The organism is Pseudomonas baetica (assembly GCF_019733355.1).
Classification (GTDB): domain Bacteria; phylum Pseudomonadota; class Gammaproteobacteria; order Pseudomonadales; family Pseudomonadaceae; genus Aquipseudomonas; species Aquipseudomonas baetica_A.
Map to the genome: position 1 here is coordinate 36939 of NZ_JAIHLQ010000031.1, position 24640 is coordinate 61578.

The 24640-nt window shown below is 59.7% G+C and carries 24 protein-coding genes and 1 pseudogene; 13 read left to right on the forward strand and 12 right to left on the reverse strand.

Annotated features, from left to right (window positions below; translation table 11 throughout):
* Nucleotides 1-27: 27 nt before the first annotated feature.
* The 3 genes from K5E40_RS24460 to K5E40_RS24470 all read right to left on the reverse strand — a co-directional run bounded on the left by K5E40_RS24460 (nt 28) and on the right by K5E40_RS24470 (nt 3372).
* Nucleotides 28-1053, reverse strand: coding sequence for a YhcG family protein (locus K5E40_RS24460; RefSeq protein WP_221733013.1), 1026 nt, complete (start codon nt 1051-1053; stop codon nt 28-30).
* 185 nt (nt 1054-1238) lie between these two features.
* Nucleotides 1239-2663 (reverse strand): sensor histidine kinase, encoded by a 1425-nt coding sequence (locus K5E40_RS24465; protein WP_221733014.1) that lies wholly within the window; start codon nt 2661-2663, stop codon nt 1239-1241.
* Entirely contained in the window at nt 2650-3372 is a 723-nt protein-coding gene (locus tag K5E40_RS24470) for a response regulator transcription factor (RefSeq protein ID WP_221733015.1), read from the reverse strand. The genes K5E40_RS24465 and K5E40_RS24470 overlap by 14 nt, the downstream gene beginning before the upstream one ends.
* A gap of 219 nt (nt 3373-3591) precedes the next feature.
* Here K5E40_RS24470 and K5E40_RS24475 point away from each other — a divergent pair, with 219 nt between their 5' ends.
* The gene (locus K5E40_RS24475; protein WP_221733058.1) at nt 3592-6345 is read left to right on the forward strand and encodes a response regulator; all 2754 of its coding nucleotides are present in this window, start codon (nt 3592-3594) and stop codon (nt 6343-6345) included.
* 82 nt (nt 6346-6427) lie between these two features.
* Nucleotides 6428-7417, forward strand: a complete 990-nt coding sequence (locus K5E40_RS24480) for a 2-hydroxyacid dehydrogenase (protein WP_221733016.1) — start codon at nt 6428-6430, stop codon at nt 7415-7417.
* Nucleotides 7418-7429: 12 nt separating this feature from the next.
* Here the strand turns inward: K5E40_RS24480 and K5E40_RS24485 are convergent, their stop codons facing one another.
* Nucleotides 7430-7885, reverse strand: coding sequence for a hypothetical protein (locus K5E40_RS24485; RefSeq protein ID WP_221733017.1), 456 nt, complete (start codon nt 7883-7885; stop codon nt 7430-7432).
* Between the two features lie 133 nt (nt 7886-8018).
* Here K5E40_RS24485 and K5E40_RS24490 point away from each other — a divergent pair, with 133 nt between their 5' ends.
* Both K5E40_RS24490 and K5E40_RS24495 read left to right on the forward strand, forming a co-directional pair.
* Entirely contained in the window at nt 8019-8453 is a 435-nt protein-coding gene (locus K5E40_RS24490) for a hypothetical protein (protein WP_221733018.1), read from the forward strand.
* Nucleotides 8453-8857: an META domain-containing protein gene (locus K5E40_RS24495; RefSeq protein ID WP_221733019.1), complete on the forward strand. Its 405-nt coding sequence runs from the start codon at nt 8453-8455 to the stop codon at nt 8855-8857. The genes K5E40_RS24490 and K5E40_RS24495 overlap by 1 nt, the downstream gene beginning before the upstream one ends.
* Nucleotides 8858-8923: 66 nt before the next feature.
* On the opposite strand, the gene K5E40_RS24500 is transcribed toward K5E40_RS24495, so the two are convergent.
* Nucleotides 8924-9391 carry a TlpA disulfide reductase family protein gene (locus K5E40_RS24500; protein WP_221733020.1) on the reverse strand — a complete coding sequence of 156 codons (468 nt, stop codon included), beginning with the start codon at nt 9389-9391 and terminating at the stop codon, nt 8924-8926.
* Nucleotides 9392-9504: 113 nt separating this feature from the next.
* Between K5E40_RS24500 and arsC the strand changes: the two genes are divergently transcribed.
* The 3 genes from arsC to K5E40_RS24515 are packed head-to-tail and all read left to right on the forward strand — an operon-like array spanning nt 9505 to nt 10878.
* Nucleotides 9505-9858, forward strand: a complete 354-nt coding sequence (arsC, locus tag K5E40_RS24505) for an arsenate reductase (glutaredoxin) (RefSeq protein ID WP_221733021.1) — start codon at nt 9505-9507, stop codon at nt 9856-9858.
* Nucleotides 9855-10451 carry an NAD(P)H:quinone oxidoreductase gene (gene wrbA / locus K5E40_RS24510; protein ID WP_221733022.1) on the forward strand — a complete coding sequence of 199 codons (597 nt, stop codon included), beginning with the start codon at nt 9855-9857 and terminating at the stop codon, nt 10449-10451. Before arsC ends, wrbA begins: the two co-directional genes overlap by 4 nt.
* A gap of 1 nt (nt 10452) precedes the next feature.
* On the forward strand, nt 10453-10878 hold the full coding sequence (locus K5E40_RS24515) for a DUF2069 domain-containing protein (RefSeq protein ID WP_221733023.1): 426 nt from the start codon (nt 10453-10455) through the stop codon (nt 10876-10878).
* A 99-nt stretch (nt 10879-10977) separates the two neighbouring features.
* Here the strand turns inward: K5E40_RS24515 and K5E40_RS24520 are convergent, their stop codons facing one another.
* Both K5E40_RS24520 and ttcA read right to left on the reverse strand, forming a co-directional pair.
* Nucleotides 10978-11652: a DNA-3-methyladenine glycosylase I gene (locus tag K5E40_RS24520; protein WP_221733024.1), complete on the reverse strand. Its 675-nt coding sequence runs from the start codon at nt 11650-11652 to the stop codon at nt 10978-10980.
* A gap of 131 nt (nt 11653-11783) precedes the next feature.
* Nucleotides 11784-12608 (reverse strand): tRNA 2-thiocytidine(32) synthetase TtcA, encoded by an 825-nt coding sequence (gene ttcA / locus K5E40_RS24525; RefSeq protein WP_221733025.1) that lies wholly within the window; start codon nt 12606-12608, stop codon nt 11784-11786.
* 288 nt (nt 12609-12896) lie between these two features.
* On the opposite strand from ttcA, the gene K5E40_RS24530 reads away from it, so the two are divergent.
* Entirely contained in the window at nt 12897-13499 is a 603-nt protein-coding gene (locus K5E40_RS24530) for a Yip1 family protein (protein ID WP_007917515.1), read from the forward strand.
* Between the two features lie 149 nt (nt 13500-13648).
* On the forward strand, nt 13649-14143 hold the full coding sequence (locus K5E40_RS24535) for a SprT family zinc-dependent metalloprotease (protein ID WP_221733026.1): 495 nt from the start codon (nt 13649-13651) through the stop codon (nt 14141-14143).
* A 109-nt stretch (nt 14144-14252) separates the two neighbouring features.
* Here the strand turns inward: K5E40_RS24535 and K5E40_RS24540 are convergent, their stop codons facing one another.
* Entirely contained in the window at nt 14253-15434 is a 1182-nt protein-coding gene (locus K5E40_RS24540) for a CaiB/BaiF CoA-transferase family protein (protein WP_221733027.1), read from the reverse strand.
* A 199-nt stretch (nt 15435-15633) separates the two neighbouring features.
* Between K5E40_RS24540 and K5E40_RS24545 the strand changes: the two are divergent.
* Nucleotides 15634-17059: pseudogene (locus tag K5E40_RS24545) on the forward strand (IS1182 family transposase).
* 124 nt (nt 17060-17183) lie between these two features.
* Here the strand turns inward: K5E40_RS24545 and K5E40_RS24550 are convergent.
* Nucleotides 17184-18518: a dicarboxylate/amino acid:cation symporter gene (locus tag K5E40_RS24550; RefSeq protein ID WP_221733028.1), complete on the reverse strand. Its 1335-nt coding sequence runs from the start codon at nt 18516-18518 to the stop codon at nt 17184-17186.
* Between the two features lie 353 nt (nt 18519-18871).
* Between K5E40_RS24550 and K5E40_RS24555 the strand changes: the two genes are divergently transcribed.
* The gene (locus K5E40_RS24555; protein WP_221733029.1) at nt 18872-19870 is read left to right on the forward strand and encodes an AraC family transcriptional regulator; all 999 of its coding nucleotides are present in this window, start codon (nt 18872-18874) and stop codon (nt 19868-19870) included.
* Nucleotides 19871-20036: 166 nt separating this feature from the next.
* On the opposite strand, the gene K5E40_RS24560 is transcribed toward K5E40_RS24555, so the two are convergent.
* The 3 genes from K5E40_RS24560 to K5E40_RS24570 form a co-directional block, all read right to left on the reverse strand.
* Nucleotides 20037-21383, reverse strand: coding sequence for an ATP-binding protein (locus K5E40_RS24560; RefSeq protein WP_221733030.1), 1347 nt, complete (start codon nt 21381-21383; stop codon nt 20037-20039).
* Nucleotides 21380-22057, reverse strand: coding sequence for a response regulator transcription factor (locus tag K5E40_RS24565; RefSeq protein WP_008079190.1), 678 nt, complete (start codon nt 22055-22057; stop codon nt 21380-21382). The genes K5E40_RS24560 and K5E40_RS24565 overlap by 4 nt, the downstream gene beginning before the upstream one ends.
* A gap of 148 nt (nt 22058-22205) precedes the next feature.
* Nucleotides 22206-22811, reverse strand: a complete 606-nt coding sequence (locus tag K5E40_RS24570) for a porin family protein (protein ID WP_221733031.1) — start codon at nt 22809-22811, stop codon at nt 22206-22208.
* Nucleotides 22812-22953: 142 nt separating this feature from the next.
* Here K5E40_RS24570 and K5E40_RS24575 point away from each other — a divergent pair, with 142 nt between their 5' ends.
* Entirely contained in the window at nt 22954-23745 is a 792-nt protein-coding gene (locus K5E40_RS24575) for a dienelactone hydrolase family protein (RefSeq protein WP_221733032.1), read from the forward strand.
* Nucleotides 23746-23884: 139 nt separating this feature from the next.
* Complete coding sequence (locus tag K5E40_RS24580) at nt 23885-24610, forward strand: 4'-phosphopantetheinyl transferase (protein ID WP_221733033.1); 726 nt, start codon at nt 23885-23887, stop codon at nt 24608-24610.
* Nucleotides 24611-24640: the final 30 nt, after the last annotated feature.

Sequence of the window (24640 nt, forward strand, 5' to 3'; positions counted from 1 at the left end):
CTTATGGTTTATGGGAATAAGGAAACGCTAGTCCGTGTTTTCTGCGTGCGCCGTATCCAATACATAAAACTCGTGCAGTTTGGCTTGCAACAATTGTTTATCCGGCAAGCACGTTTGGTATTCAGCAATCAAGGCAGGTGAAAGGCTGCGATTAAGGGCGTACTCGACGACCTCGTCCTCTTTGCTGGCACAGAGCAGCACACCGATGGCCGGGTTTTCGTGGGGCTTGCGGACAGTGCGATCCAGCGCCTCCAGATAAAAATCCAGCTTGCCGAGGTACTCTGGTTCAAAGCGCCCAACCTTGAGTTCGATGGCCACCAGACAGTTGAGCCCACGGTGAAAGAAGAGCAAATCGAGCGCGAAATCCCGACTGCCGACTTGCAGGGGGTATTGAGAGCCAACAAAGCAGAAGTCGCGACCAAGCTCGGTCAGGAACGCCTTCAGTCGCCTCAGCAATCCCAGGTGCAGATCGGTCTCGGCATGGACGCCGGGCAAGTCGAGAAATTCGACCATGTAGGCGTCGCGAAATATCTCCAGTGCTGCTGGGTGAGCTTGCTTTAAAGCAGCAGATGCCTTCGCCGGATCGGTGACACTTCGTTCGAACAGGGCTGACTTGAATTGGCGCTCCAGTTCGCGCTTCGACCATTTTTCCTGAACCGCCATTTTCAAGTAAAACTCCCGCTCTTCCGGGCGTTTGCTTTGGCTCAAAATGATGATGTTGTGAGTCCACGGCAATTGTCTCACCAGTGGTGAGACAATTACGTCGTCTCGATAAGCCTCATAAAACTGGCGCATACGAAACAGATTTGGCCGGGTAAAACCGCGCAATCCTGGCTGCGTCTGAGCCAAATGTGCAGCCAGTTGCGAAATAACCGAATCCCCCCACTCCGCCCGCTCAATCTTGCGACTGATATGTGCACCGACCTGCCAATACAGCTCAATCAGTTGTGTATTGACGGTCTGCATGGCCTGGTGCCTGGCACTGTTGATCAGCGCTAACACTTCGTTAAAACGATCGCCATCCGAGATACCGGTAACGCTGGAGGCATTCATGCGCAATTCCTTGAAGATGAGGTGAAGCGCGAGCTTAAACGCTCAACGAACCTTCAAATGACCGCCGATCCTGCTTGGGAAATATCGTACAAAAATACGAGAGCACTCCCGCAAAGTCGGCGGAAATGGACATTCCATGGGACTACATCGCGAGCAGGCTCACTCCTACAAGGGAACCGTTTCCTTCACACAGTCAGCGGCGAACACAACCCCAATGCAGGAGCGAGCCTGCTCGCGAAAGCGTCAGTCGAAGCACCCCCCTCATCAGCAACCAACCGCAAATTCAGCCGCAACCCCGTCCCGCTGTTCTCCGCCCATAACGTCCCGCCCTGGCGCTGCACCGCATTCCTGGCAATGCTCAACCCCAACCCGAACCCGCCATTGCCCGGCCGCGCCCCATCCAGTCGAATGAACGGATCAAAAATCCGCTGCAGATCCCCGTCAGCCACCCCGCCACCCTGATCCTCCAGCCACAGATGCCAATAATTCCCCTCCCGCCGCCCATCCAGGCGCACGATCCCGCCCTCAGGCGAGTGACGAATGGCATTACGCAAAATGTTTTCCAGCGCCTGCGCCAGCGTATTGAGATTGCCGCGCACCCAGCACGACGCTTCGACGGAGCACTGCAATTGCAGACTCGACCAGCCGCTTTCATAACAGGCGTTATCAGTGAGCATTTCCCACAGTGCTTGGATCTGGATGGCCTCATCCGGCAATGGCGACCGATCAGTGTCGAGCCAGGCCAGTTGCAGCGTGTCTTCGACCAGCCGTTGCATGCCGTCGACTTCACGGCCGATGCGCTCGCGCAATTGCACCAGGCTTTGCTCGCTTTCGCTGGCCACGCGCAGTCGACTCAGCGGTGTACGCAGTTCATGGGAGAGGTCGCGCAGCAATTGCTGTTGCAGGGCGACGCTCGATTGCAAACGTTCGGACATCGAGTCGAAGGCTCGGGCCAGCTCGCCGAGTTCGTCCGGTCGCTGGGTGATACCGCTCGACAGCCGCACATTCAATTGATCGGCACGCCAGGCGTTGGCCTGTTCACGCAGGTTGTTCAGCGGCACCACCAGCAAGCGATATAAGCCAACGCACAGTAATAAAGTGAACAGACCGGGAATCACGCCGTTGGTGATCACCCGCCAGAACACTCGATATTTGCCCGGCAGAAAACGCTCGGGGAGTTCAATCACCAGACTGCCAACGGAGGGTTCTTGGGGAAACGGTATGCGCAGCCACGGCCGGCCCTGCTTATGTATCGGCCAGTCGAGCCCGCGCAGAAAGGTCAGGTGCTGGATTTCCTGATCATTGAGCGGCTCATTGCTCAACGACTGCAAGTTGCTGCCTATGACGCCGACCCAGGCGGCTTCGCGCAACTCCATGCTCTGCAACCAGCTATCGACGCCTTCGCGCCGGCTCCGCTGCCACGCCTGCTCGGCTTCGCTGGCATAACGCATCAAGGTGCCACGCGCCTCGTTGGAGAGAAACTGATTGCGTTGCTCCATGTACCGGCCCCATGACCAGCTCAGCCAGATCATCAGCAAACAGAACGCCACCAACAGAAAGGCCAGCTTCCAGAACAGCGAATGACGCCCAGGCAGCTCAGACACTCTCATCAGCGGCACTCAACACATAGCCCTTGCCCCAGACCGTGCGCACTTCGCGCTCGGTATAACCGATGGCCTTGAGTTTGCGGCGGATCTGGCTGATGTGCATGTCGAGGCTGCGGTCATGGGCCGCGTAACCGCGTTGCAAAACATGTTGATAAAGGAAGGCCTTGCTCAGCACCTCCTCATCATTGCGATCGAGGGTTTCCAACAGGCGGAATTCGCTGCGGGTCAGCCCCGCCGGTTGTTCGCGAAAGAACACATCGCTTTGTTCATCGTCGAAACGCAGCGTACCCAGCGCCATGGGCACCGCGACAGCCGCCGGGCGACGATCCAGGGCCACCCGCCGCAGAATCGCTTCGATGCGCACATGCAACTCGGCCATACTGAACGGCTTGGGCAAATAGTCATCGGCGCCCAAGCGGAAACCACTGATGCGATCAGCCTCGGCTCCCAGCGCCGACATCAGCAACACCGGTGTCGAATGACTCTGGCGCAACTGGGTCAGCACCTTGAGACCGTCCAGCCCGGGCAGCAGAATATCCATCAGCACCACGTCAAACGGTTGATGCTGAGCGATGTTCAGACCTTCCTGGCCGTTCTGGCACCACGTCACCTGAAAGCCGCTGCGGCCCAGGTGTTCGTGAACGTAGGCACCCAGGACCGGATCGTCTTCGATGGAAAGAATGCGTGGCTGAACGACGGAAACAGGATTCATGACTATCTGCAAATAATTCTCAGTTGAGCGCAATTATTCAAGATTGAGGGACATCGGGCAACCCAAGCTTGACCTGCCGGACAAACGCGCACCGATGCACAGACCGACCACGACACCATTTTTCCGGAGATTGCCCGCGAGCAAATCGCTACACTGCGCCCATGCCGCGTGCCGGATGCACGCATGAGTCAACAGATCAGCGGGATGCGGGAGACAGGTGTGCTCAAGAAACTGGGAATCAAAGGTCGCGTGATGCTGCTGACCTTGTTGCCGACCAGCCTGATGGCGCTGGTGCTGGGTGGTTATTTCACCTGGACGCAGCAGTCCGACTTGCAGACCCAATTGATGCAGCGTGGCGAAATGATCGCCGAGCAACTGGCGCCGCTGGTAGCTCCCGCCATGGGCCATGGCAACAACGAATTGCTCGAACGCATTGCCACCCAGTCCCTCGAACAACCGGACATGCGCGCGGTGACCTTCCTCGCGCCGGATCGCACGCCGCTGGCCCACGCCGGCCCCACCATGCTCAATCAGGCGCCGAGCGGCGACAGCGCCCACCTGCAACGGCGCAGCGGCAATGACGCAACTCGTTACCTGATGCCGGTCTTCGGCAAACACCGCAACCTTGCCGGCGAGGTGATCCCCGAAGAGTCCGACCGCCTGCTGGGCTGGGTCGAACTGGAGCTGTCCCACAACGGCATGCTGCTGCGCGGTTATCGCAGCCTGTTCGCCAGCCTGCTGCTGATCGCCGCAGGCCTCGCCGGCGCGGCTTTGCTCGCGTTGCGCATGGGGCGCACCATCAACCGCCCGCTGGGCCAGATCAAACAAGCCGTCGCGCAGCTCAAGGACGGTCATCTGGAAACCCGCCTGCCCCCCCTTGGCAGCCAGGAGCTCGATGAACTGGCGTCGGGCATCAACCGCATGGCCGGTACCCTGCAAAACGCCCGCGAAGAATTGCAGCACAGCGTCGATCAAGCCACCGAAGACGTGCGCCAGAACCTGGAAACCATCGAAATCCAGAACATCGAACTGGACCTGGCCCGCAAAGAGGCGCTGGAGGCGAGCCGGATCAAATCCGAGTTCCTCGCCAACATGAGCCACGAGATTCGCACGCCGCTCAATGGCATTCTCGGCTTCACTCACCTGTTGCAGAAAAGCGAACTGACGCCGCGTCAGCTCGACTATCTGGGCACCATTGAAAAGTCCGCCGACAGCCTCTTGGGCATCATTAACGAGATCCTCGATTTCTCGAAAATCGAGGCCGGCAAACTGGTGCTCGACCATATCCCGTTCAACCTGCGCGATCTGTTGCAGGACACCCTGACGATTCTTGCCCCGGCCGCCCACGCCAAACAGCTTGAACTGGTCAGCCTGGTGTACCGCGACACGCCTCTGTCGCTGGTCGGCGACCCGTTGCGCCTGAAGCAGATCCTCACCAACCTGGTCAGCAACGCGATCAAGTTCACCCGCGAAGGCACCATCGTCGCCCGGGCCATGCTTGAGGAAGAGCACGAGGACAGCGTGCAACTGCGCATCAGCATTCAGGACACTGGCATCGGCTTGTCGAGCCAGGACGTACGGGCGTTGTTCCAGGCCTTCAGTCAGGCTGACAACTCGTTGTCGCGCCAACCCGGAGGCACCGGTTTGGGTCTGGTGATTTCCAAGCGACTGATCGAACAGATGGGCGGCGAAATCGGCGTCGAGAGCACGCCGGGCGAAGGCTCGGAATTCTGGATCAGCCTGAGCCTGCCCAAGGCCCGCGACGATGCCGAAGACCTGCCCTCGGCGCCGCTGCTCGGACGTCGGGTGGCGGTGCTGGAAAACCACGAACTGGCGCGTCAGGCCTTGCAGCATCAACTGGAAGACTGCGGCCTCAACGTCACACCGTTCAATACCCTGGAAAGCCTGACCAATGGCGTCACCGGCGCGCATCAGACCGATCAGGCGATTGATCTGGCGGTGATCGGTATCACCAGCAACGACATGTTGCCGGAACGTCTGAACCAGCACATCTGGGACCTCGAACACCTGGGTTGCAAAGTGCTGGTACTGTGCCCGACCACCGAGCAGACGCTGTTCCATCTGTCGGTGCCCAATCCGCACAGCCAGTTGCAAGCCAAACCGGCCTGCACGCGCAAACTGCGCCGGGCGCTGTCGGATCTGGCCAACCCGCGCCAACCGCGCACCGAACCCGGCGAGCCGCTGTCGAGTCGCGCGCCGCGAGTGCTTTGCGTCGATGACAACCCGGCCAACCTCTTGCTGGTGCAAACCTTGCTCGAAGACATGGGCGCCAAGGTCCTCGCCGTGGAAAGCGGTTACGCCGCTGTCAAAGCGGTGCAGACCGAATCCTTCGACCTGGTATTGATGGACGTGCAGATGCCGGGTATGGACGGTCGCCAGAGCACCGAAACCATCCGCCAGTGGGAAAGTGAGCGGCATTGCACGCCGCTGCCGATCGTCGCCCTCACCGCCCACGCCATGGCCAACGAAAAACGTGCGTTGCTGCAAAGCGGCATGGACGACTACCTGACCAAACCGATCAGCGAACGGCAACTGGCGCAGGTCGTGTTGAAGTGGACCGGTCTGGCCCTGCGCAATCAGGGGCCGGAGCGGGCCAGCGAAAACACTGCCGGCCAAAACGAACTGCCGGTACTCGATCACGAGGAAGGTTTGCGTCTGGCTGCCGGTAAAGCAGATCTGGCGGCAGACATGCTGGCGATGTTGCTGGCCTCGCTGGAGGCCGACCGCGAAGCCATCCGCAATGCACGCGACAGCCACGACCAGAATGCACTGATCGAACGTGTCCATCGCCTGCACGGCGCCACACGTTACTGCGGCGTACCGCAATTGCGCGCCGCCTGTCAGCGCAGCGAAACCCTGCTCAAACAGGACGACCCGAAAGCCGCGCAGGCGCTCGATGAACTGGAGCGAGCGATGAACCGACTGGCAGCGCAAGCGAGGATCAGCGCCTGATCCAGCGCAATGCCGTTCGATGCAGCCCCGGCTAAAGTGGACTCGGGTGCTTCAACCCGAGTCGATGTTCCAGGAGGATTTCATGCGCACGATCGTTTTCAGCAGCCAGGCCTACGACCGCGACAGCTTTCTCGCGGCCGACTGCCCGGCGGACATCGAACTGCATTTTCAACCTGCCCGGCTCAGCCTCGACACCGCCGCGTTGGCCGACAGACACGACGTGGTTTGCGCGTTCATCAATGACGATCTCAGCGACGCGGTGCTGGAGCGACTGGCCGCCGGCGGCACTCGATTGATTGCCTTGCGCTCGGCCGGTTACAACCATGTCGATCTGGCCGCAGCCAAACGTCTCGGCCTGACCGTCGTGCGTGTCCCGGCCTACTCGCCCCATGCCGTGGCCGAACATGCTGTCGCGCTGATCCTGGCCCTCAACCGGCGCTTGCACCGCGCGTACAACCGCACCCGCGAGGGCGATTTCAGCCTGCATGGGCTGACCGGATTTGATCTGGTCGGCAAGACGGTCGGCATCGTCGGCACCGGGCAGATCGGCGCCACGTTCGCTAAAATCATGCACGGTTTCGGCTGTGAATTGCTGGCCTGCGATCCGTATCCAAACCCCGACGTCCTGGCGCTCGGCGCACGCTATCTGAGCCTGCCGGAGTTGCTCGCGCAATCGCGAATCGTCAGCCTGCACTGCCCGCTCAACGAGCAGAGCAAACACCTGATCAACCGTGATTCACTGGCGCACATGCAAGCCGGCGCCATGCTGATCAACACCGGACGCGGCGCTTTGGTCGACACTCCAGCGTTGATCGACGCCTTGAAGGACGGCCAGCTCGGCTATCTGGGGCTGGATGTGTATGAGGAAGAAGCGCAGTTGTTTTTCGAGGATCGCTCCGACCTGCCGTTGCAGGACGACGTGCTGGCGCGATTGCTGACCTTCCCGAACGTGATCATCACCGCGCATCAGGCGTTTCTGACGCACGAGGCGCTGGGCGCGATTGCCGCAACGACCCTGCACAACATCGCGAGCTGGGCGGCAGGATCGCCGCAAAACCAGGTCGAGGGTTGAGGGTTTAACGTTTTATTTCGGTGATAGCGAGGACGCCAGAATCAATAGCGCCAGCCAGCCGAAGCCGAAAAACCGCTGCTTCGCCGAGTGCCCGCTGCGCAGCAGGAACCAGACGAAAACCATCGGCAACAGGAACACCATGATCTTCAGCCAGCTTTCCACCGGACGGCTGCCATCTTCATTCATGGGCGGCGCAACCGTTTGTTCAGCCTGTTGTCGCCGCCGACGCCCCGCTGCGGCCGGCATGACTTTTGGCAAAGGCTCAGGCGCGGGAGGGACAAATGCCTCGGGCACAGCCTGGTTGCGCGGCAGACTGCCGAATGAAATCGTCGAAGGCTGAACGGGTGCCGCTGCGGTCTGCGCTTGTGCGTGGGTTGGCTGCTCTGCCATCGGAGCCCCGCAATGAATGCACGCCGAGGCTTCTGAGCTGATGCTGCGCTTGCATTCATAACATTCGATAAGCGCCATGTTCCGTTCCTTCAGAGTCGAGGGCGGCAGTTTGCCATGTGTGCAAGCCGATTTGAACCTGATCGAAGGTCACATGCGTGCGTCATTCTGCAACGTGGCCCGTGCTAGCATGTCGCGCATATTTGGAGGACCCATGGTCGAACACGATTTCCGCTACAACCTGATGAACCCGCAACACACCCTCTCCGAATGCCGCGCCCTCGTTCCGGGCCGCTATCAGGTCACCGGCAATGGTGGCTCGATCCGCATCGGTGATGCCCTGTTGGTCACCCTCAAAGGCAGCAAGGACTTGTCCATGCGCCTGACCGTCGAAACCGTCCGCCACCTGATCAATCCGCCGGGCCAATGGACCGCGATGACCACAGGCCCGGTGTTCGGCGAACTGGCGATTCACACCTGGCAGGTCAACTGCGACAGCTGCGCCAAAGAGCTGAGCTTTGAATTCGCCGTCGACGCCAAGCTGGGCAAAACCGCAGAAAAACCGGCCGCCACCGCGCGCATCGCCGAGTTGGGCTGGAAAGCCGTTGGCGACAAGCACCTGTGCCCGAAATGCCAGGAGCCTGCGTGATGAAACGCCTTGCCCTGACCGCTCTGGTCGGTGTTGGCCTGATGGGCTGCGCCGCGGAGCCTGTGCAGTTGCAACAGAACCGCAGCTACATTCTGGAGTGGATCGGCGAGCGGCCATTGATGGATTACAGCCATCTGACCGTGACCCTTGGCGATGATGGTCGCGCCTATGGCAACGGCGGCTGCAACCATTGGTTCGCGCCTTACACGCTTGATGGCGACAAGCTGAGCTTCGGCAAGATCGGTAAGACCCGCAAGCTGTGCGCGCCGGCACTGATGGAGCAGGAGCAGCGTTTCCTGCAGGCATTGGAAGGCGTGCAGCGCTGGGACATCTCGCCCATCGAGCAGATGCGCTTCTGGCCGGCGCAAGGCAAACCGCTGCGCTGGTGGCTGGAAGAGGGTTGATCATTTGTGGTGAGGGGATTTACCCCCTCACCACAGAAGCTCACTGGCCACAGAGGCTCGGCGTGCCTACTGGGTGGCCTGCAACGCCTCAAGCTTGGCCATCACCCCGGCCGCCGTCTGCTCACCCAGCAACTGCTCCCGCACCTTGCCCTTGTTGTCGATGATGTAAGTCACCGGCAACGCCTCGCTGCGCGGCAACTCGAACAACTCCGCCGGATCCTGCGCCAGCACGGTGAACTTGATGCCCAGTTTTTCGCTGGCGCTCTTCAACTCTTCCCCCTGCACGTTGTCGAAGTTGACCCCGAACACGCCGACGTTCTTGCTCTTGAGCTCGTCTGCCAGATGGTTGAGCTCCGGGATTTCGGTCCGGCACGGCCCACACCATTCGGCCCAGTAGTTGAGCACCACCCATTGTTTGTCCAGGCGCTCGGACGCCACCTTCTGACCATTCTGGTCGATGCCGTAATCATTGCCGCAGCCCCCCAGCATCAACGCCCCGATTATGGTCAATGCCGCTGCCAATCGCCGTGTCATGTCGTGTTCCTTGTGAAAATTTGAATGCGCCTGCGACCCATCGTCTCTGAAGGTTCTGGATTGTGCGCTGCACAGTTAGAATAGCCGCCACTTTACGCCAGAAGCGACCCGCCATGACCGATCTGACGCTTTATCACAATCCGCGCTGCTCGAAATCCCGCGGCGCACTGGAACTGCTGGAAGCCCGCGGCCTGACCCCGAACGTCGTGCGTTACCTCGAAACCCCGCTGGACGCGGCGCACATCAAGGCGTTGCTCGGCAAGCTGGGGATCAGCGCACGGCAACTGCTGCGCACCGGGGAAGATGAATACAAAATGCTTCAACTCGCCGACAGCAGCCTCAGCGAAGATCAACTGATCGCCGCCATCGCCCAGCATCCAAAACTGATGGAGCGACCGATTCTCGAAGTCGGCGACAAAGCCGTCATCGGCCGTCCACCGGAACAGATCCTGGAGTTGCTGCCGTGAGCGCGCCTTACATTCTGGTGTTGTATTACAGCCGCAGCGGCTCGACCAACGAGATGGCCCGGCAGATTGCCCGCGGCGTCGAGCAGGCCGGTCTTGAAGCACGCCTGCGTACCGTGCCGGCGATCTCCACCGAATGCGAAGCCGTGGCCTCGGACATCCCGGACGAAGGCGCGCTCTACGCCACCCTTGATGACCTGAAGAACTGCGCCGGTCTGGCGCTGGGCAGTCCGACCCGTTTTGGCAACATGGCCGCACCGCTCAAGTACTTCCTCGATGGCACCAGCAATCTGTGGCTGACCGGCGCACTGGTCGGCAAACCAGCCGGCGTGTTCACCTCCACCGCCAGCCTGCACGGCGGTCAGGAAACCACGTTGCTGTCGATGATGCTGCCCCTGTTGCACCACGGCATGCTGATCACCGGCCTGCCGTACAGCGAATCGGCGCTGCTGGAAACCCAGGGCGGCGGCACGCCTTACGGCGCCAGCCATCATGCCGGGGCTGATGGTAAAAGCGGTCTCGATCAGCACGAAGTGGCACTGTGTCGCGCACTCGGCCTGCGTCTGGCCAAGACTGCCCAAAAACTGGAGGACTGACATGGCCAGGAAGCCGAAGATTCTGCCCTCCGTCGCGTGGCTCGAGCCGCGCGTCAAAGCGATGCGGATTATCAGTCTGTTGTGCTTTTTCGGCCTGGCCGGATTGCTCGCCGCTTACTACCTGATCTTTGCCGACCTGCACGGTGCGCGACCGTGGGTGATTCTGCTGGTCGAGCTGATCCCGTGGATCGTCCTCGCACCGGCCATGATCATGGGCAGCGCTCGCGGCCATTCGTGGATGTGCTTTGTGGTGAATCTTTATTTCATCAAAGGCGCGCTGGCGGCGTATGACCCGAACCGGCAGTTGTTCGGCATTCTGGAGATGCTCGCGAGCCTGGCGGTGTTCTGCTCGGCGCTGCTGTATGTGCGGTGGCGGTATCAGTTGAATCGCAAGCTGGCGGGTGAAGGCGAGATTTCCGTCGCCTGAGCCGGCGCCATCGCGAGCAAGCCCGCTCCCACAGGAGATTTGTGGACGCCACAGATCCTTTGTGGGAGCGGGCCTGCTCGCGAAGGGGCGGACTCGGTGTCAGTGATTGACGGTATAAGCCAGCATCATCGAAATCTGGCTCATCGGCCGGCCGCCACTCTCTTCATGCCACTGGTTGAACACATTCTGCACAATGGCCAGATCGCGCAGACTGGTCGGCGCCTTGTCGACGATCTTCTGTGCATTCAGAGCCGCGACCACGTCGTAGCTCGGCACAAACGTATCCTTGCCGACCATGCGCAAAAAGCGCGGCGCCGACAGTCCGCCCAACTGATGGCCGTGCTTTTTCAGGTAGGTCCACAGACCGACAATATCGGTCACCGGCCACTCGGCAATCAACGCGCCGAAACTGCCCTTCTCCTTCTCCACATCCAGAATAAACTGCGCATTGCGCGGCACACTCTTGAGCTTGCCCAAGTGGCGGATGATCCGCGCGTCCTGCATCAGCCGCTCAAGGTGCTCGGCGCTCATCAGCACGACTTTTTCCGGGTCAAACTTGAAGAACACCTCTTCAAACGCCGGCCACTTGGCGTCGACCAAGCTGTGCTTGAGCCCGGCGCGAAACACGCGCAGCGCCATGGTCGAGAGGTAGCGGTCGTCGCTGATCTTGCGCAGTTGCGCCGGGGTCTTGGGAACGGGCAGATGGGCTTCCAGTTCAGCCGCTGAACCAAAGCGGTTCAGACAGTATTCGTGCAGCCACTTGTAATCGCGCATGCCCTCTCCTATTGAATGAAGCGAAGAAACCAATGTGTGCAGGCATGCTCGCGAAGGCGTTGTGTCATTCAGCACATATGTCGACTGAGACGACGCCTTCGCGAGCAAGCCCGCTCCCACAGGGATGGTGTTTACAGGTTGACGATATTGACGAAGCGCGAAGCCGCCGTCTCGTCGATCTTCAGACTGGTGAAGTCGAACAGATTGCGGTCAGCCAGTTGCGACGGCACCACGTTCTGCAAACTGCGAAAGATGCTTTCGGTGCGGCCCGGGGTCTTGCGATCCCAGTCCTGAAGCATTTCCTTGACCACCTGACGCTGCAGGTTTTCCTGCGAACCGCAGAGGTTGCACGGGATGATCGGGAATTCCTTCAAGTCCGAGTAAGCCTGAATGTCTTTCTCGTTGCAGTACGCCAGCGGGCGGATCACCACGTTGCGACCGTCGTCGGCGCGCAGCTTGGGCGGCATCGCCTTGAGCGAGCCGTTGAAGAACATATTGAGGAAGAACGTTTCGACGATGTCGTCGCGGTGATGACCGAGGGCCATTTTGGTCGCACCGATTTCATCGGCGAAGGTGTACAGCGTGCCACGACGCAGGCGCGAGCACAGCGAGCACGTGGTCTTGCCTTCCGGGATCAGTTCTTTCACCACCGAGTAAGTGTCTTTCTCGACGATGTGGTACTCGATGCCCAGTTCTTTGAGGTAGGCCGGCAGCACGTGCTCGGGGAACCCCGGCTGCTTCTGGTCCATGTTCACGGCGACGATCTCGAACTTGATCGGTGCAACCTTCTGCAGGTGCATCAGTACGTCGAGCATGGTGTAGCTGTCCTTGCCCCCGGACAAGCAGACCATGACCTTGTCGCCATCTTCGATCATGTTGAAATCGGCGACCGCTTCGCCGGCCAGGCGGCGCAGGCGCTTTTGCAGTTTGTTCTGGTTGACCGTAAGAGTGCCCATGACGCGAAATCCGTGAGGTGTGACGAAAGGCCGGCATTTTACGCAAAAACCCTGAGTTTGTGGTCACAGGTTGTCGCCATTGGCCGATTCGTCCTTTACAGACCCCACGGCGATTAACCCCTGTGTTTACAGCGCGATTTGCTCTAAGCCCCTAGTCCCGGTGCGGTTAAGACCTTTCTATACTGCGTCGTAAGGTCGCACACATTTGAAGACCTGAACTTGCTCGGCCTCATTGGCCCGTAGGCGCTCCGCTGGGGGGCGATGGCAATAACAAGAGGAGTGACTGGCATGATCCATCACGTAGTGGGACTTTTTACCCACCCCGATCAGGAATGGAAAGAAATCCGTGGCGACCAAGAGGAAAGCATCAGCCACATGTATCTGACGCACACGCTGATCCTGGCGGCCATCCCGGCTGTTTCGGCCTTCATCGGCACCACCCAGGTCGGCTGGGTGATCGGCAACCGCGCCCCCGTGATGCTCACGGTCGAAAGCGCGATCTGGATGACGGTCATGTCCTACCTGGCGATGCTTGGCGGCGTCGCGGTCATGGGGGCCTTCGTGCACTGGATGGCGCGCACCTATGACGCCAACCCGAGCCTGGCCCGTTGTGTTGCATTCGCCACTTACACCGCGACACCGCTGTTCGTGGGCGGGTTGGCGGCGTTGTATCCGCATATGTGGCTGGGGATGATCGTCGGTACGGCGGCCATCTGCTACACGGTGTATCTGCTCTATGTCGGTCTTCCGACCTTCATGAATATTCCATCCGACGAGGGTTTTCTGTTTTCCAGCTCGGTGCTGGCGGTGGGCCTGGTGGTGCTCGTGGCCATCATGGCGTTCACCGTGATCGTCTGGGGGCTGGGCGTCGGCCCGGTCTATACCAACTAGAAAAGCGTCCTGCCTGAGAAAAACCAGACCTGCCAATAGAGGCCGCCGCAAGGCGGCCTTCTCGTGAGGGTGACGACCATTCGGCAGTTCGGCGATTCGCAAGTCCCAAGGGTTGCGGCATACTCGACACCTCTGGAGATCCATCAAGCATGCCCGAGCAACTCAATACCCGCGTCGAAGACTGTTACCAACTCGCTGAATCCTTTTTCAAACGTCACTTCCAACGCCCTGTGGTGAGCCTCAAGCTGCGCGGGCAAAAAGCCGGGGTCGCGCATCTGCACGAGAACCTGCTGCGCTTCAACCCACAGCTGTACCGGGAAAACACCGAGCATTTCCTCAAGCAGACCGTGGCCCATGAAGTCGCGCACCTGATCGCCCATCAACTGTTTGGCGACCGCATTCAGCCCCACGGCGAGGAGTGGCAACTGATCATGCGCGGCGTTTATGAACTGCCGCCGGATCGCTGCCATACCTATCAAGTCAAACGCCGCAGCGTGACGCGCTATATCTATAAATGCCCGTGTGCAGACAGCGATTTTCCGTTTTCGGCGCAGCGTCATAGCCTGGTACGGCAGGGGCGGCGGTATTTGTGCCGCAGATGCCGCAACACGTTGGTGTTCAGTGGTGAGATGCGGGTGGAATAAGTGTTGTTAGAACTGGCCCCACCGCTAGCAGGCTGGCTCCCACATTGACTGCGCCGCAGACACATCCAGTGTGAAAGCTAGCCTGCCAGCGATAGAGCCTGCACAGGCACTAAAGAATTACCTTGGCTACACGCAATTCGGTAATCCGCTCAGCACTAAACCCCAACGCCCCCAACACCTGATCCGTATGCTGCCCCAACACCGCCCCGACATGCCGCGGCGCCGGTAAAGCCTCGAAAAACTTCAGCGGACAAGCCATCTGCGTCTGCGTCGTGCCATCCCCCCGCGGCACCTGCGTCACCAGTTCCCGCGCCTGCAACTGTGGATGCTGCACCGCCTCACCCAGGCTCAACACCGGTTCGACACAGGCATCGATCCCGGCGAACAACGCACACAGTTCGGCAAAGTCATGCTTCTCGAATTCAACCTTCAACGCCTCCTTGAGCGCCTGCTGTTGCTCAGGCTTGGGTGACAATCCGTGCGCCGCCAGCTCCGGCCGGCCCAGCGCCATACACAGTGGCTGCATGAAACCCGGCTCTAAACTGCCCACCGACATCCAGCGCCCATCGCGGGAACGGTAATAGTCGTAGAAGCTGCCGCCATTGAGCATCTGGTCTTCCCATCCCGGCTCCTCGCCGCAAGCCAGATAGCCGGCGCCGGCCATGGCATTCAGGCTGAAGGCGCAGTCCGTCATGCTCACGTCCAGATGCGTGCCCTGCCCGGTTTGCTGACGCGCGATCACCGCCGCCAACAGACCAATCACTCCATGCAGCGAGCCGCCGGCGACATCGGCCACCTGCATGCCCAGCGGCAAAGGCCCGCTGTCGGCGCGGCCGGTGTAACTGGACAGCCCGGCCAGGGCCAGATAGTTAATGTCGTGGCCGGCTCGATCCTTGTAAGGCCCGGTCTGGCCGTAACCGGTGATCGACACGTAAATCAGCTTCGGATTGATTGCTTTCAACGCCTCGTAACCCAGCCCCAAACGCTCCATCACACCGGGGCGAAACTGCTCAAGCACGATGTCGTAATCGCCCAGCAACTGTTTGATCACGTCCAGCGCTGCGGGCTGTTTGAGGTCCAGCGCCAGGCTGCGCTTGTTGCGATTGAGATACGCGTGACTGGCTGATACCCCGCTGTCATGGGGCGGCAGCACCCGCAACAGATCCATGCGCGAGGGCGATTCGATGCGCAGCACGTCGGCGCCCATGTCCGCCAGCAGCAGCGAGGCGAACGGCCCCGGCAACAATGTCGAGAAATCCAGAATTTTAAGTGAGGCCAGCGGTGCGGACATGGGCGAACTCCTTGTGCGATGCACTCAGCCTAGGCAGCTAACCGCCATGCAGCAATCACCGGATGTGTCAGTAAACATGACCGTTGCGCTCAAATCGCAGGCCAAAAAAAACCCGCCGAACAGACTGTGTGAAAACCTAGCAATCTGCATCGCGGTTTAAGAAAATGCCCCGCATCGAAAGATACGGGGCATTTTTGTTATGGCTTACATCCAGGGTCAAGCGCGCGATCAGACCAGTCTTTTCCCAGTTTCTCTGGAAGATTTAATCCCTGAGGATCACCTCGTTCGCGTGATTGATGCCTTCGTTGCCAAGCTCGATCTCATACGGTTGGGGTTTGACAAGGCAGTGCCCAAAAACACAGGCCGTCCCTCATACGATCCGGCCGATCAGCTCAAGCTCTATCTGTATGGCTATTTCCAGCGTATCCGTTCCTCCCGTCGTCTCGAAGCCGAATGCCAGCGCAACATCGAAGTCATGTGGTTACTCAACCGCCTTAAACCCGATTTCAAGACCATTGCCGACTTTCGCAAGAACAACAAGCAGGCGTTCAGTGCAACCTGTCGGGCCTTTGTCCAGTTCTGCCGTACAGTCGGTTTGATTGCTGGCGATCTGGTTGCCATTGATGGCAGTAAATTTCAGGCGGTAGCCTCTTCGCGGCGCCATCTGAACGTAAAACAGCTCAAGCGCCAGCAGGAAAAACTGGACAAGCGCATCGCCCAATATCTGGCCGAACTGGATGAGGCCGATAAAGCTGAATCGGGTGAAACCATTGATCGCAGCGCCATCAAGACAGCGCTGGAGCAACTTGAAGCCCGGCAATTGAACAACCTGACCTGCCAGGCGCTGATGAATTCGATGGGGATCGAGCAGTTCAACACCGGCGAGAGCGATGCCCGAATGATGCGCACGCCCAAAGGCCCGCGAGTGGCTTACAACGTACAAACCGCCGTGGACGCTGAACACTGCTTGATCCTGCATCACGACGTGACACAAGACGGCAACGATACCTAGCAATTTGAGCCCATGGCCAAGGCGGCCAAAGAACAGTTGCAGCAGAGCGAGCTGAGCGTGACCGCCGATGCGGGCTACTCCAACGGCAAGCAGTTCCAAGCGTGTGAAGAGGCGGGCATTACGGTGTACATACCGCCCAATCGAGCGGTTAACCCTCGTAGCAAGGAGAAGGAGCTCTTCGAACGAAAAGATTTTACTTACGATGCGCAGCAGGATCAGTACCAATGCCCTGCTGGCAAACTGCTGACGCTCAAATAGCTGAACAAAGGTGAGCGCATTTACCATGCCGCTATCAGCGACTGCGCCAGCTGCCCACTGAAAGGGCAATGCACCGACGCTCAGCGCCGATACGTCTCACGCCACGCCCACGAAGATGCCTTCGAGCGAATGGAGCAGCGCATGCAGGCGCATCCCGAAATGATGGTGAGCCGAAGGTCCATCGTTGAGCATCCCTTCGGCATGCCTTAAACAATGGCTGTTTGGAAACGGCCGCTTCCTGCTGCGACAGCTAGCGGGGGCAAGAGCGGAAATGGCCCTGGCGGTGAACGCCTACAACCTCAAAAGAGCGATCAATGTGCTGGGTGTACGCCGAATGATGGAGTTGATGGGCTGAAAAGCCTTTTTTCTGTTACCTGCACAAAAGCAAACGCCCCGAACAAGTCGGGGCGTTTGCTTAGGCCGCCTTCAGCGTGTTTTCACACAGTCTGCGAAGCGGGTTTTTTTCATGCCAGCGCGAGTTAGCTGACGCTGTTAGGGGTTGGGCCTTCAGCCACACCCAGGTCATCTTCTTCACGCACATCGGAGATACCACGACCGCCCGAGGCCAACTCGGCTTGCAGCACGTCGGTGTCCAGCTCATTCACCCACTTGGCCACAACGAGGGTGGCAACGGCGTTACCGACCAGGTTGGTCAGCGCGCGAGCTTCAGACATGAAGCGGTCGATACCCAGGATCAGCGCCAGACCGGCCACCGGCAGGTGCCCGACCGCCGACAGCGTAGCCGCCAGCACGATGAAGCCCGAACCGGTGACACCGGCAGCGCCTTTGGAGGACAGCAGCAGCACCAGCAGCAGGGTGATCTGGTGAGTGATGTCCATGTGGGTGTCGGTCGCTTGAGCGATAAACACGGCCGCCATGGTCAGGTAGATCGAAGTACCGTCGAGGTTGAACGAGTAACCGGTCGGGATCACCAGACCCACAACGGATTTCTTCGCGCCCAGACGCTCCATCTTGATCAGCATGCGTGGCAGGGCCGACTCGGACGAGGAAGTACCCAGCACGATCAGCAGTTCTTCACGGATGTAGCGAACCAGTTTCAACACGCTGAAACCATGCGCGCGGCAGATGGAGCCCAGCACCACGACGACGAACAGTACGCAGGTGATGTAGAAGCAGATCATCAGTTGACCCAACTGCACCAGCGAGCCGACACCGTAAGCACCGATGGTGAAGGCCATGGCACCCAGCGCACCGAGCGGCGCCAGTTTCATGATCATGTTGATGATGTTGAACATCACATGCGCGAAGCGATCGATGATATCCAGCAGCGGCCGGCCGTAGGAGCCGAGGCGATGCAGGGCGTAACCGAAGATCACCGAGAACATCAGCACTTGCAGGATATCGCCGGTGGCAAACGCGCCAACGATCGTGTTCGGGATGACGTTGAGCAGGAAGCCGACGATGCTCTGGTCTTTACTGGCCGTCACATAAGAGGCGATTTTCGAGGCATCCAGCGTTGTCACGTCGATGTGCATGCCGGCGCCCGGCTGCACAACGTTGACCACGACCAGACCGATCAGCAAGGCGATGGTGGAAACCACTTCGAAGTACAGCAGCGCGTAGCCGCCGGTCTTGCCCACCGACTTCATGCTCTGCATACCAGCGATACCGCTGACAACGGTACAGAAGATGATCGGTGCGATGACCATTTTGATCAGTTTGATGAACCCGTCACCCAGCGGCTTGAGCGCCACGCCGGTCTGCGGATAGAAGTGACCGACCAGAATGCCGATGGCGATGGCAACGATCACCTGGAAATACAGGGATTTGTAGAGTGGCTGACGAGTCGTCATTGCAAGTGTCCTCAAGCGTCCCGCAGAGCAACATCCATCTGTTGCCTGCAAAACCTTAAATTGCGAACCCTCCTGCACTGGAGGGATTTGTTGTGTCGAATGGCGCTTTATCCTGCGGATCAACGCACGCTTCTGACACTCCTATCGCAAGCGTCGTGCCACTTTGGTGCATTTCGCAGCAAGCCTTTTGATATCAGGGATTGCAGGCTCATCGATGTCAGCGTTCATCGACCCCGTCCTGGCGGATTTCCGCCAACTCACCGGTTCTCGTCCTACAATTTGGCGGAAATCCGCCTTGTTGCCGTTCAGGGACCCCGGCTACCATCCGGCGCCTGAGAAAGGATTTGCCGCTTATGCGCGAACGCACCATTGCCAGCCATTTCGCCCGTGCCGCCCTCGGTGGCGCACGCCGCTCAGGGTTCGACTATTCGGACCTGTTGCAGCAACTGGGGATCAGCTCCGAGCTGCTCGACGAGCCTCGTGCGCGCATTGCCCCGGAGCAGTTCACCCGTTTGATCCAGGGCCTGTGGCTGGCGCTGGACGACGAGTACCTGGGACTGGGCAACGCACCAAGCAAACCCGGCAGCTTCGCCATGATGTGCCATGCCTCGATTCATTGCCGCAATCTGGAGAAAGCCCTGCAACGCGGTTTATTGTTCTACAGCCTGTTCCCCCAAGCCCCGCGCCTGACCCTGAGCCGCGAAGACGAATGGGTGCGGCTGAGCCTCGACGATTCGCCGTTATGGGACCCGGATCACTTTCTCAGCGAGAGCCTGCTGGTGATCTGGCATCGCCTGGGCAGTTGGCTGATCGGCCAGCGCATTCGCCTGGAACACGCCACGTTCAGCTATGCGAAACCGGCGCATGGCGCTGAATACGATCTGCTGTTCCCCTGCCCCACGACGTTCGGCACCGCGCAAAGCAGCCTGCTGTTTCACAGTCGCTACCTGCCCATGCCCTTGCTGCAGGACGAACGCACCCTCAAGCATTTCCTCGAACGCTCCCCGGCGGATCTGCTGTCACGCCCGGATGACGGCGACAGCCTGAGCAGCCGCTTGCGTCGCATGCTCAGCCGCGACACGGCGAACTGGCCGGATCTGGAAGCGGTGGCCGCGCACCTGCACATCAGCCCGCAGACCCTGCGTCGGCATTTGCGCGAGGAAGGCAGCAGTTTTCAGGAGTTGAAAGATCAGTTGCGGCGGGATATCGCCATCTACCATTTGGGGCGGGCGGATCTGTCGTTGCAACAGATCGCCGAGCAACTGGGGTTTTCCGAACCGTCGGCGTTTCACCGTGCGTTCAAGAAATGGACAGGGCTGACGCCGGGGGCTTATCGGGCGCAGGAACATTAAGAGCAATAGATCAGCCCGGCCAAATCGTTGAGCACGACAAACAGTAAGCCTTGCGTGGGCTGCACGGACGCCTTCGCGGCAAGCCCGCTCCCACAAGGTTGTGTGGCGTTCAAGGTTCCCCCTGTGGGAGCGGGCTTGCTCGCGAAGGGGCCAGAAAGGCCAGCGATCAAACGGGAGGAAAATGAATCCTGAACGCCGCCCCGCCCATCGGCGAATCCCCCAGCATCAACTTGGCGTTGTAGCTCTCGATAATGTCCTTGACCACCGCCAAGCCAATCCCCTGCCCCGGATGCTGACGATCCAGCCGCTCGCCACGTTCAAGAATCCGCGCACGCTGATCAGGCGGCACGCCCGGGCCGTCGTCCTCGACGCACAACTCAACCCCGGCCATGGTCTCGCGCACGCTGATGCGTACCTCACTCAGACACAGGCGATAGGCGTTTTCCAGCAAGTTACCCATCATCTCCAGCAAGGCGCCCTGCTCGATCGGCACATAACAATGCTCGGGCAGATCGAATGCCACCCGCACACGCTTGTCGCGGTAGACCTTGTCCAGCGTGTCGCACAGGCTTTTGAGCACCGGTTGCAACCGCACCTGATGCCGCACCAGACCACTTTTGCGCAAACTCGCGCGCTGCAGTTGATAGCTGATCTGTTGGCTCATGCGTTCGATCTGGCTTTGCAGCACCCAAGCCTGATCGCGGTCTTCGGGGCGCTGAGCCATGTCTTCGCTGACGCTTTGCAGCACCGCCAACGGCGTTTTCAGACTGTGGGCCAAGTCATCGAGCGAGTCGCGATAGCGGCTGCGTTGTTGGCGCTCACTGAGCAGCAAGCGGTTGAGCGAACCGGTCAGTCGCAGCAGTTCGCGCGGGTGTTGTTCGGTGAGGCTTTCGCGGGTGCCGCCTTCGATTTCGTCGAGTTCCTGGCTGAGTTGGCGAAGGGCTTTAAGGCCCCAGGTCAGACCGATCCACAACAGCGCCAGCAGTACCAGCAAGGCTGCGCCGAAACCCAGGTAAAGATTTTCGCGCAGGCCTTCAAGGGTGCTTTCGTACTCGCGCACCGGTTGCAAGGCAACGATGCTGAACGCGGCGCTTTTGCCGCCGAGCAGTTTGACTTCCACGTCGTAGACGAAGAATTCCTGGCCGCTGGCCTCGCGAATCCGCGCGAACTCGTTGCCGAGGCCGTCATAACGCGGTTTGTAGTTGATCTGCTCTTCCTGGGTGGCTTTCGAACGCCAGACCAGATGCCCTGAACGGTCATAAATGTAACCGAGCAGGCGCAGGTCCGTGAGGTTGAAGCGCTCATCCGGCAACTGCGAAGGCATCACCAGCCGGCCGTTTTCAATGCGTGCGGCGGAGATCAGCGTGGTGACGTCCGACGCCAGACGCTGTTCGATCGAGTCCTGCAACGCGAGGCTGAACGCGCCTTGCATCGCCGGCAGCAAGGCGAGCATGAACAACACCGCCAACGTGGTGGCGGCGAGCATCAAGCGAACGCGAAGGGAACGAATCAAGTGCAGCGCTCATTGAACAGGTAGCCGAGACCACGCACGGTGTCGATTGGCTTGAACCCGGCCGGACCTTCGAGCTTGCGGCGCAGGCGGCCGACCAGCACTTCGATCACATTCGGATCGCGCTCGTCATCGTCCGGATAGAGTTGTTCCATCAAGCGGTCCTTGGGCACCACTTGCTGGTGGTGACGCATCAGGTATTCGAGGATGCGGTATTCGTAGGCGGTCAGCGCCAGCGGTTGCTCGTCGAGGGTGGCCTGTTTGCGATTGAGATCAAGCAGCAACGGGCCGGCGACGATGGTCGATTGAGTGAAACCGCTGGAGCGTCGCAACAAGGCATTCAGGCGCGCGTCGAGCTCTTCGAACTGGAACGGTTTGACCACGTAGTCGTCAGCGCCGGCGGCCAGGCCTTCGACCTTGTCCTGCCAGTTGCCGCGTGCGGTGAGGATCAGGATCGGGAAGGTCTTGCCGCCTGAGCGCAACTGGCGGATCAGGTCGAGGCCGCCCATGCCCGGCAGACCGAGGTCGATCACCGCCAGGTCAAAATTGAACTGCCCGGTCTGGTACAGCGCCTCTTCGGCATTGGCCACGGACTCGACCACGTGACCGCTCTCCGTCAGACGGGTTTGCAGGTGATGACGCAACAGCGCTTCATCTTCGACGACCAACAGTTTCATATCGCTCTCCTGAGTAAATCAAAATCTCCAACAACACACCTGTGGGAGCGGGCTTGCTCGCAAAGGCGATGTGTCAGTCGACATCTTCATTGACTGATCCACCGCTTTCGCGAGCAAGCCCGCTCCCACATTCAGGCTGACTGCTCTATCAGAAAGAGTAGTTGGCCGACAGGTACGTCTGGGCGCTGCTGGTCAAGCCCAGCGAACCCTGTTTGCTGCCGCCGCGCTCGCTCATCTCGGTGCTGGCGTTGCTACGCAGGTAACGGTAACCGAGTTCTACCGAAGTGTTTTGCGACACTTGCTGCAAAACACCGAACTGGCCGCCGACCGCATAACCGATGTCACTGTCGCGACTGTAGCCTGGCGATTCCTGAGTCAGCTTGGTCAAACCGGCCGTCGCACCGCCGAACAATTTGGTGGTGTTGCCCACCGGGTAGAACAGATCGTAGCTGCCCAGCAGGTTTTCCTGACGCAGTTTAATGCCATTGTGCGAACCCGACACGTTGTCGTAGGTGGCGTAGTAGCGACCCTGGCTGTTTTGCTGACCGAGGCGTACGCCGTAGGTATTGTTGCCGTCGATCGCGCCAGTGGCGTTAGGGTGATCGAGGTTGTCGTTCAGGGCATGGGATTTTTTGATCTTGTCGCTGGTCTGGCCGAAGGTAAGGCCGGCGAAGTTCGAAGTGGTGTCGGCATGGGCCGCGATACTGGCGCTCATTACGGTAAATGCCAGCAACAGTTTGTTTAAACGAGTCATGGTATTTCCTCTTTCACAGTGCTGTTTGGGTATGACGCAAGGTTACTGCCCCTCCCCTGTACCGCCCCTGAACACTCTCTGAACCTGACCTGAACCAAATCGACTAGGCTGCTCTGACCACTTTTCGATATGGAGACCGACCATGCGCCTGTTCCTCGCCCTCACCCTGCTGGCCGCAAGCTGCCTCACCCAAGCGGCGATCAAGACCGAAGAAATCCCCTACCAAAGCGCCGACGGCAGCAAGCTGATGGGCTACTACGCGTACGACGACGCTATCAAAGGCGTCCGTCCCGGCATTGTCGTGGTGCATGAATGGTGGGGCTTGAACGATTACGCCAAGCGCCGCGCGCGCGATCTGGCTGAGCTCGGTTACAGCGCGCTGGCGATTGATATGTACGGCGAAGGGAAAAATACCGAGCATCCGAAAGATGCGATGGCGTTCATGCAGGCAGCGACCCAGGACGCCGACGCCGCCAGTAAACGCTTCGCTGCCGGCTTGGATTTGTTGAAAAAACAGCCCCAGACCGACGTGAATAAACTCGCAGCCATCGGCTATTGCTTCGGCGGTGGCGTCGTGTTGAACGCAGCGCGCCAAGGTGTGCCGCTGGCGGGGGTGGTGAGTTTCCATGGCGCGCTGGCGACCAAGACGCCGGCCACGCCCGGCAGCGTGAAGGCGAGGATTCTGGTGGAGCATGGCGCGCTGGACAGCATGGTCACACCGGACAACGTCACCGCGTTCAAGTCGGAAATGAACAAGGCGGGAGCTGACTACACGTTCGTCAGTCTGGAGGGCGCCAAGCATGGTTTTACCAATCCGGATGCCGATCGCTTGAGCCATGGCGAACACGGCGGCCCGGACATTGGTTACAACAAGGCTGCGGATGAAAAATCCTGGGCGGATATGAAAGCGTTCTTCAAAAAAATCTTCGGCTGATCAGAACAACTGCGGTGCGGCCATCGCCAGCGGGCTCACTCATGCATTGGGAATACGCGCCCATGTTGGAGTGGGTCTACTCGCGATAGCTTCACCACCGATCTCGACCTTGCATCGACTAACCGGCAAAATGCCCGCCATGAATCTCACCCCAACCCTCCCCGCTTGCTGCTCCCCGCTCGATGCCCACTGGTCATTGCCGACGGTGCTATCCGACACGGTGCTGCTAAGTACCCGTTTCGATCCGTCACAACTGCTCGGCGATGACTTTCAACGCAGCGCCATCGAGCCACCGCCAAGTATTCAGCGTTCGGTGGCCAAACGTCAGGCCGAGTTTCTCGCCGGACGCCTCTGCGCCCGGGCGGCGCTGCAACAGTTGCAAGGGAGTGGCATGGTTCCAGCGATTGGCGAAGACCGGGCCCCCGTGTGGCCGGCGCACATCAGCGGCTCGATCACCCATAGCACCGGCCGTGCGGCAGCGATTGTCGCCAATAAGCGACATTGGCGCGGCTTGGGTATGGATCTGGAAAACCTGCTCAACATCGAGCGTGCCGAGCGCCTGGCCGGGGAGATCCTCACACCGGCGGAAATGCAGCGCATGGCCGCTGGCGCGCGGGATCAATTGGCGTTGCTGGTCACGCTGACATTCTCGGTGAAAGAGAGCCTGTTCAAGGCGTTGTACCCGATCGTGCAAAAACGCTTTTACTTCGAGCATGCCGAAGTCCTGGAGTGGACTGAACAGGGTCAGGTACGTTTGCGCCTGTTGACGGACCTGTCCGGCGAATGGCGCAACGGGACAGAGCTGGAGGCGCAGTTCGGGGTGCAGGATGGGCAATTGTTGAGTCTGGTCAGCATCAAAGCCTGAAGATCTTTATTGGCTGCCAGGGCCTCATCG

Coding starts and splice junctions, on each gene's coding strand:
- K5E40_RS24470 (WP_221733015.1), bottom strand. CDS start 3,372: ATGAATCCTGTTTCCGTCGTTCAGCCACGCATTCTTTCCATCGAAGAC.
- K5E40_RS24565 (WP_008079190.1), bottom strand. CDS start 22,057: ATGAAACTGTTGGTCGTCGAAGATGAAGCGCTGTTGCGTCATCACCTG.
- K5E40_RS24500 (WP_221733020.1), bottom strand. CDS start 9,391: ATGACACGGCGATTGGCAGCGGCATTGACCATAATCGGGGCGTTGATG.
- K5E40_RS24460 (WP_221733013.1), bottom strand. CDS start 1,053: ATGAATGCCTCCAGCGTTACCGGTATCTCGGATGGCGATCGTTTTAAC.
- K5E40_RS24530 (WP_007917515.1), top strand. CDS start 12,897: ATGATCCATCACGTAGTGGGACTTTTTACCCACCCCGATCAGGAATGG.
- K5E40_RS24580 (WP_221733033.1), top strand. CDS start 23,885: ATGAATCTCACCCCAACCCTCCCCGCTTGCTGCTCCCCGCTCGATGCC.
- ttcA (WP_221733025.1), bottom strand. CDS start 12,608: ATGGGCACTCTTACGGTCAACCAGAACAAACTGCAAAAGCGCCTGCGC.
- K5E40_RS24555 (WP_221733029.1), top strand. CDS start 18,872: ATGCGCGAACGCACCATTGCCAGCCATTTCGCCCGTGCCGCCCTCGGT.
- K5E40_RS24550 (WP_221733028.1), bottom strand. CDS start 18,518: ATGACGACTCGTCAGCCACTCTACAAATCCCTGTATTTCCAGGTGATC.
- K5E40_RS24490 (WP_221733018.1), top strand. CDS start 8,019: ATGGTCGAACACGATTTCCGCTACAACCTGATGAACCCGCAACACACC.
- K5E40_RS24570 (WP_221733031.1), bottom strand. CDS start 22,811: ATGACTCGTTTAAACAAACTGTTGCTGGCATTTACCGTAATGAGCGCC.
- K5E40_RS24485 (WP_221733017.1), bottom strand. CDS start 7,885: ATGGCGCTTATCGAATGTTATGAATGCAAGCGCAGCATCAGCTCAGAA.
- arsC (WP_221733021.1), top strand. CDS start 9,505: ATGACCGATCTGACGCTTTATCACAATCCGCGCTGCTCGAAATCCCGC.
- K5E40_RS24575 (WP_221733032.1), top strand. CDS start 22,954: ATGCGCCTGTTCCTCGCCCTCACCCTGCTGGCCGCAAGCTGCCTCACC.
- K5E40_RS24540 (WP_221733027.1), bottom strand. CDS start 15,434: ATGTCCGCACCGCTGGCCTCACTTAAAATTCTGGATTTCTCGACATTG.
- K5E40_RS24465 (WP_221733014.1), bottom strand. CDS start 2,663: ATGAGAGTGTCTGAGCTGCCTGGGCGTCATTCGCTGTTCTGGAAGCTG.
- K5E40_RS24535 (WP_221733026.1), top strand. CDS start 13,649: ATGCCCGAGCAACTCAATACCCGCGTCGAAGACTGTTACCAACTCGCT.
- K5E40_RS24515 (WP_221733023.1), top strand. CDS start 10,453: ATGGCCAGGAAGCCGAAGATTCTGCCCTCCGTCGCGTGGCTCGAGCCG.
- K5E40_RS24495 (WP_221733019.1), top strand. CDS start 8,453: ATGAAACGCCTTGCCCTGACCGCTCTGGTCGGTGTTGGCCTGATGGGC.
- K5E40_RS24520 (WP_221733024.1), bottom strand. CDS start 11,652: ATGCGCGATTACAAGTGGCTGCACGAATACTGTCTGAACCGCTTTGGT.
- K5E40_RS24480 (WP_221733016.1), top strand. CDS start 6,428: ATGCGCACGATCGTTTTCAGCAGCCAGGCCTACGACCGCGACAGCTTT.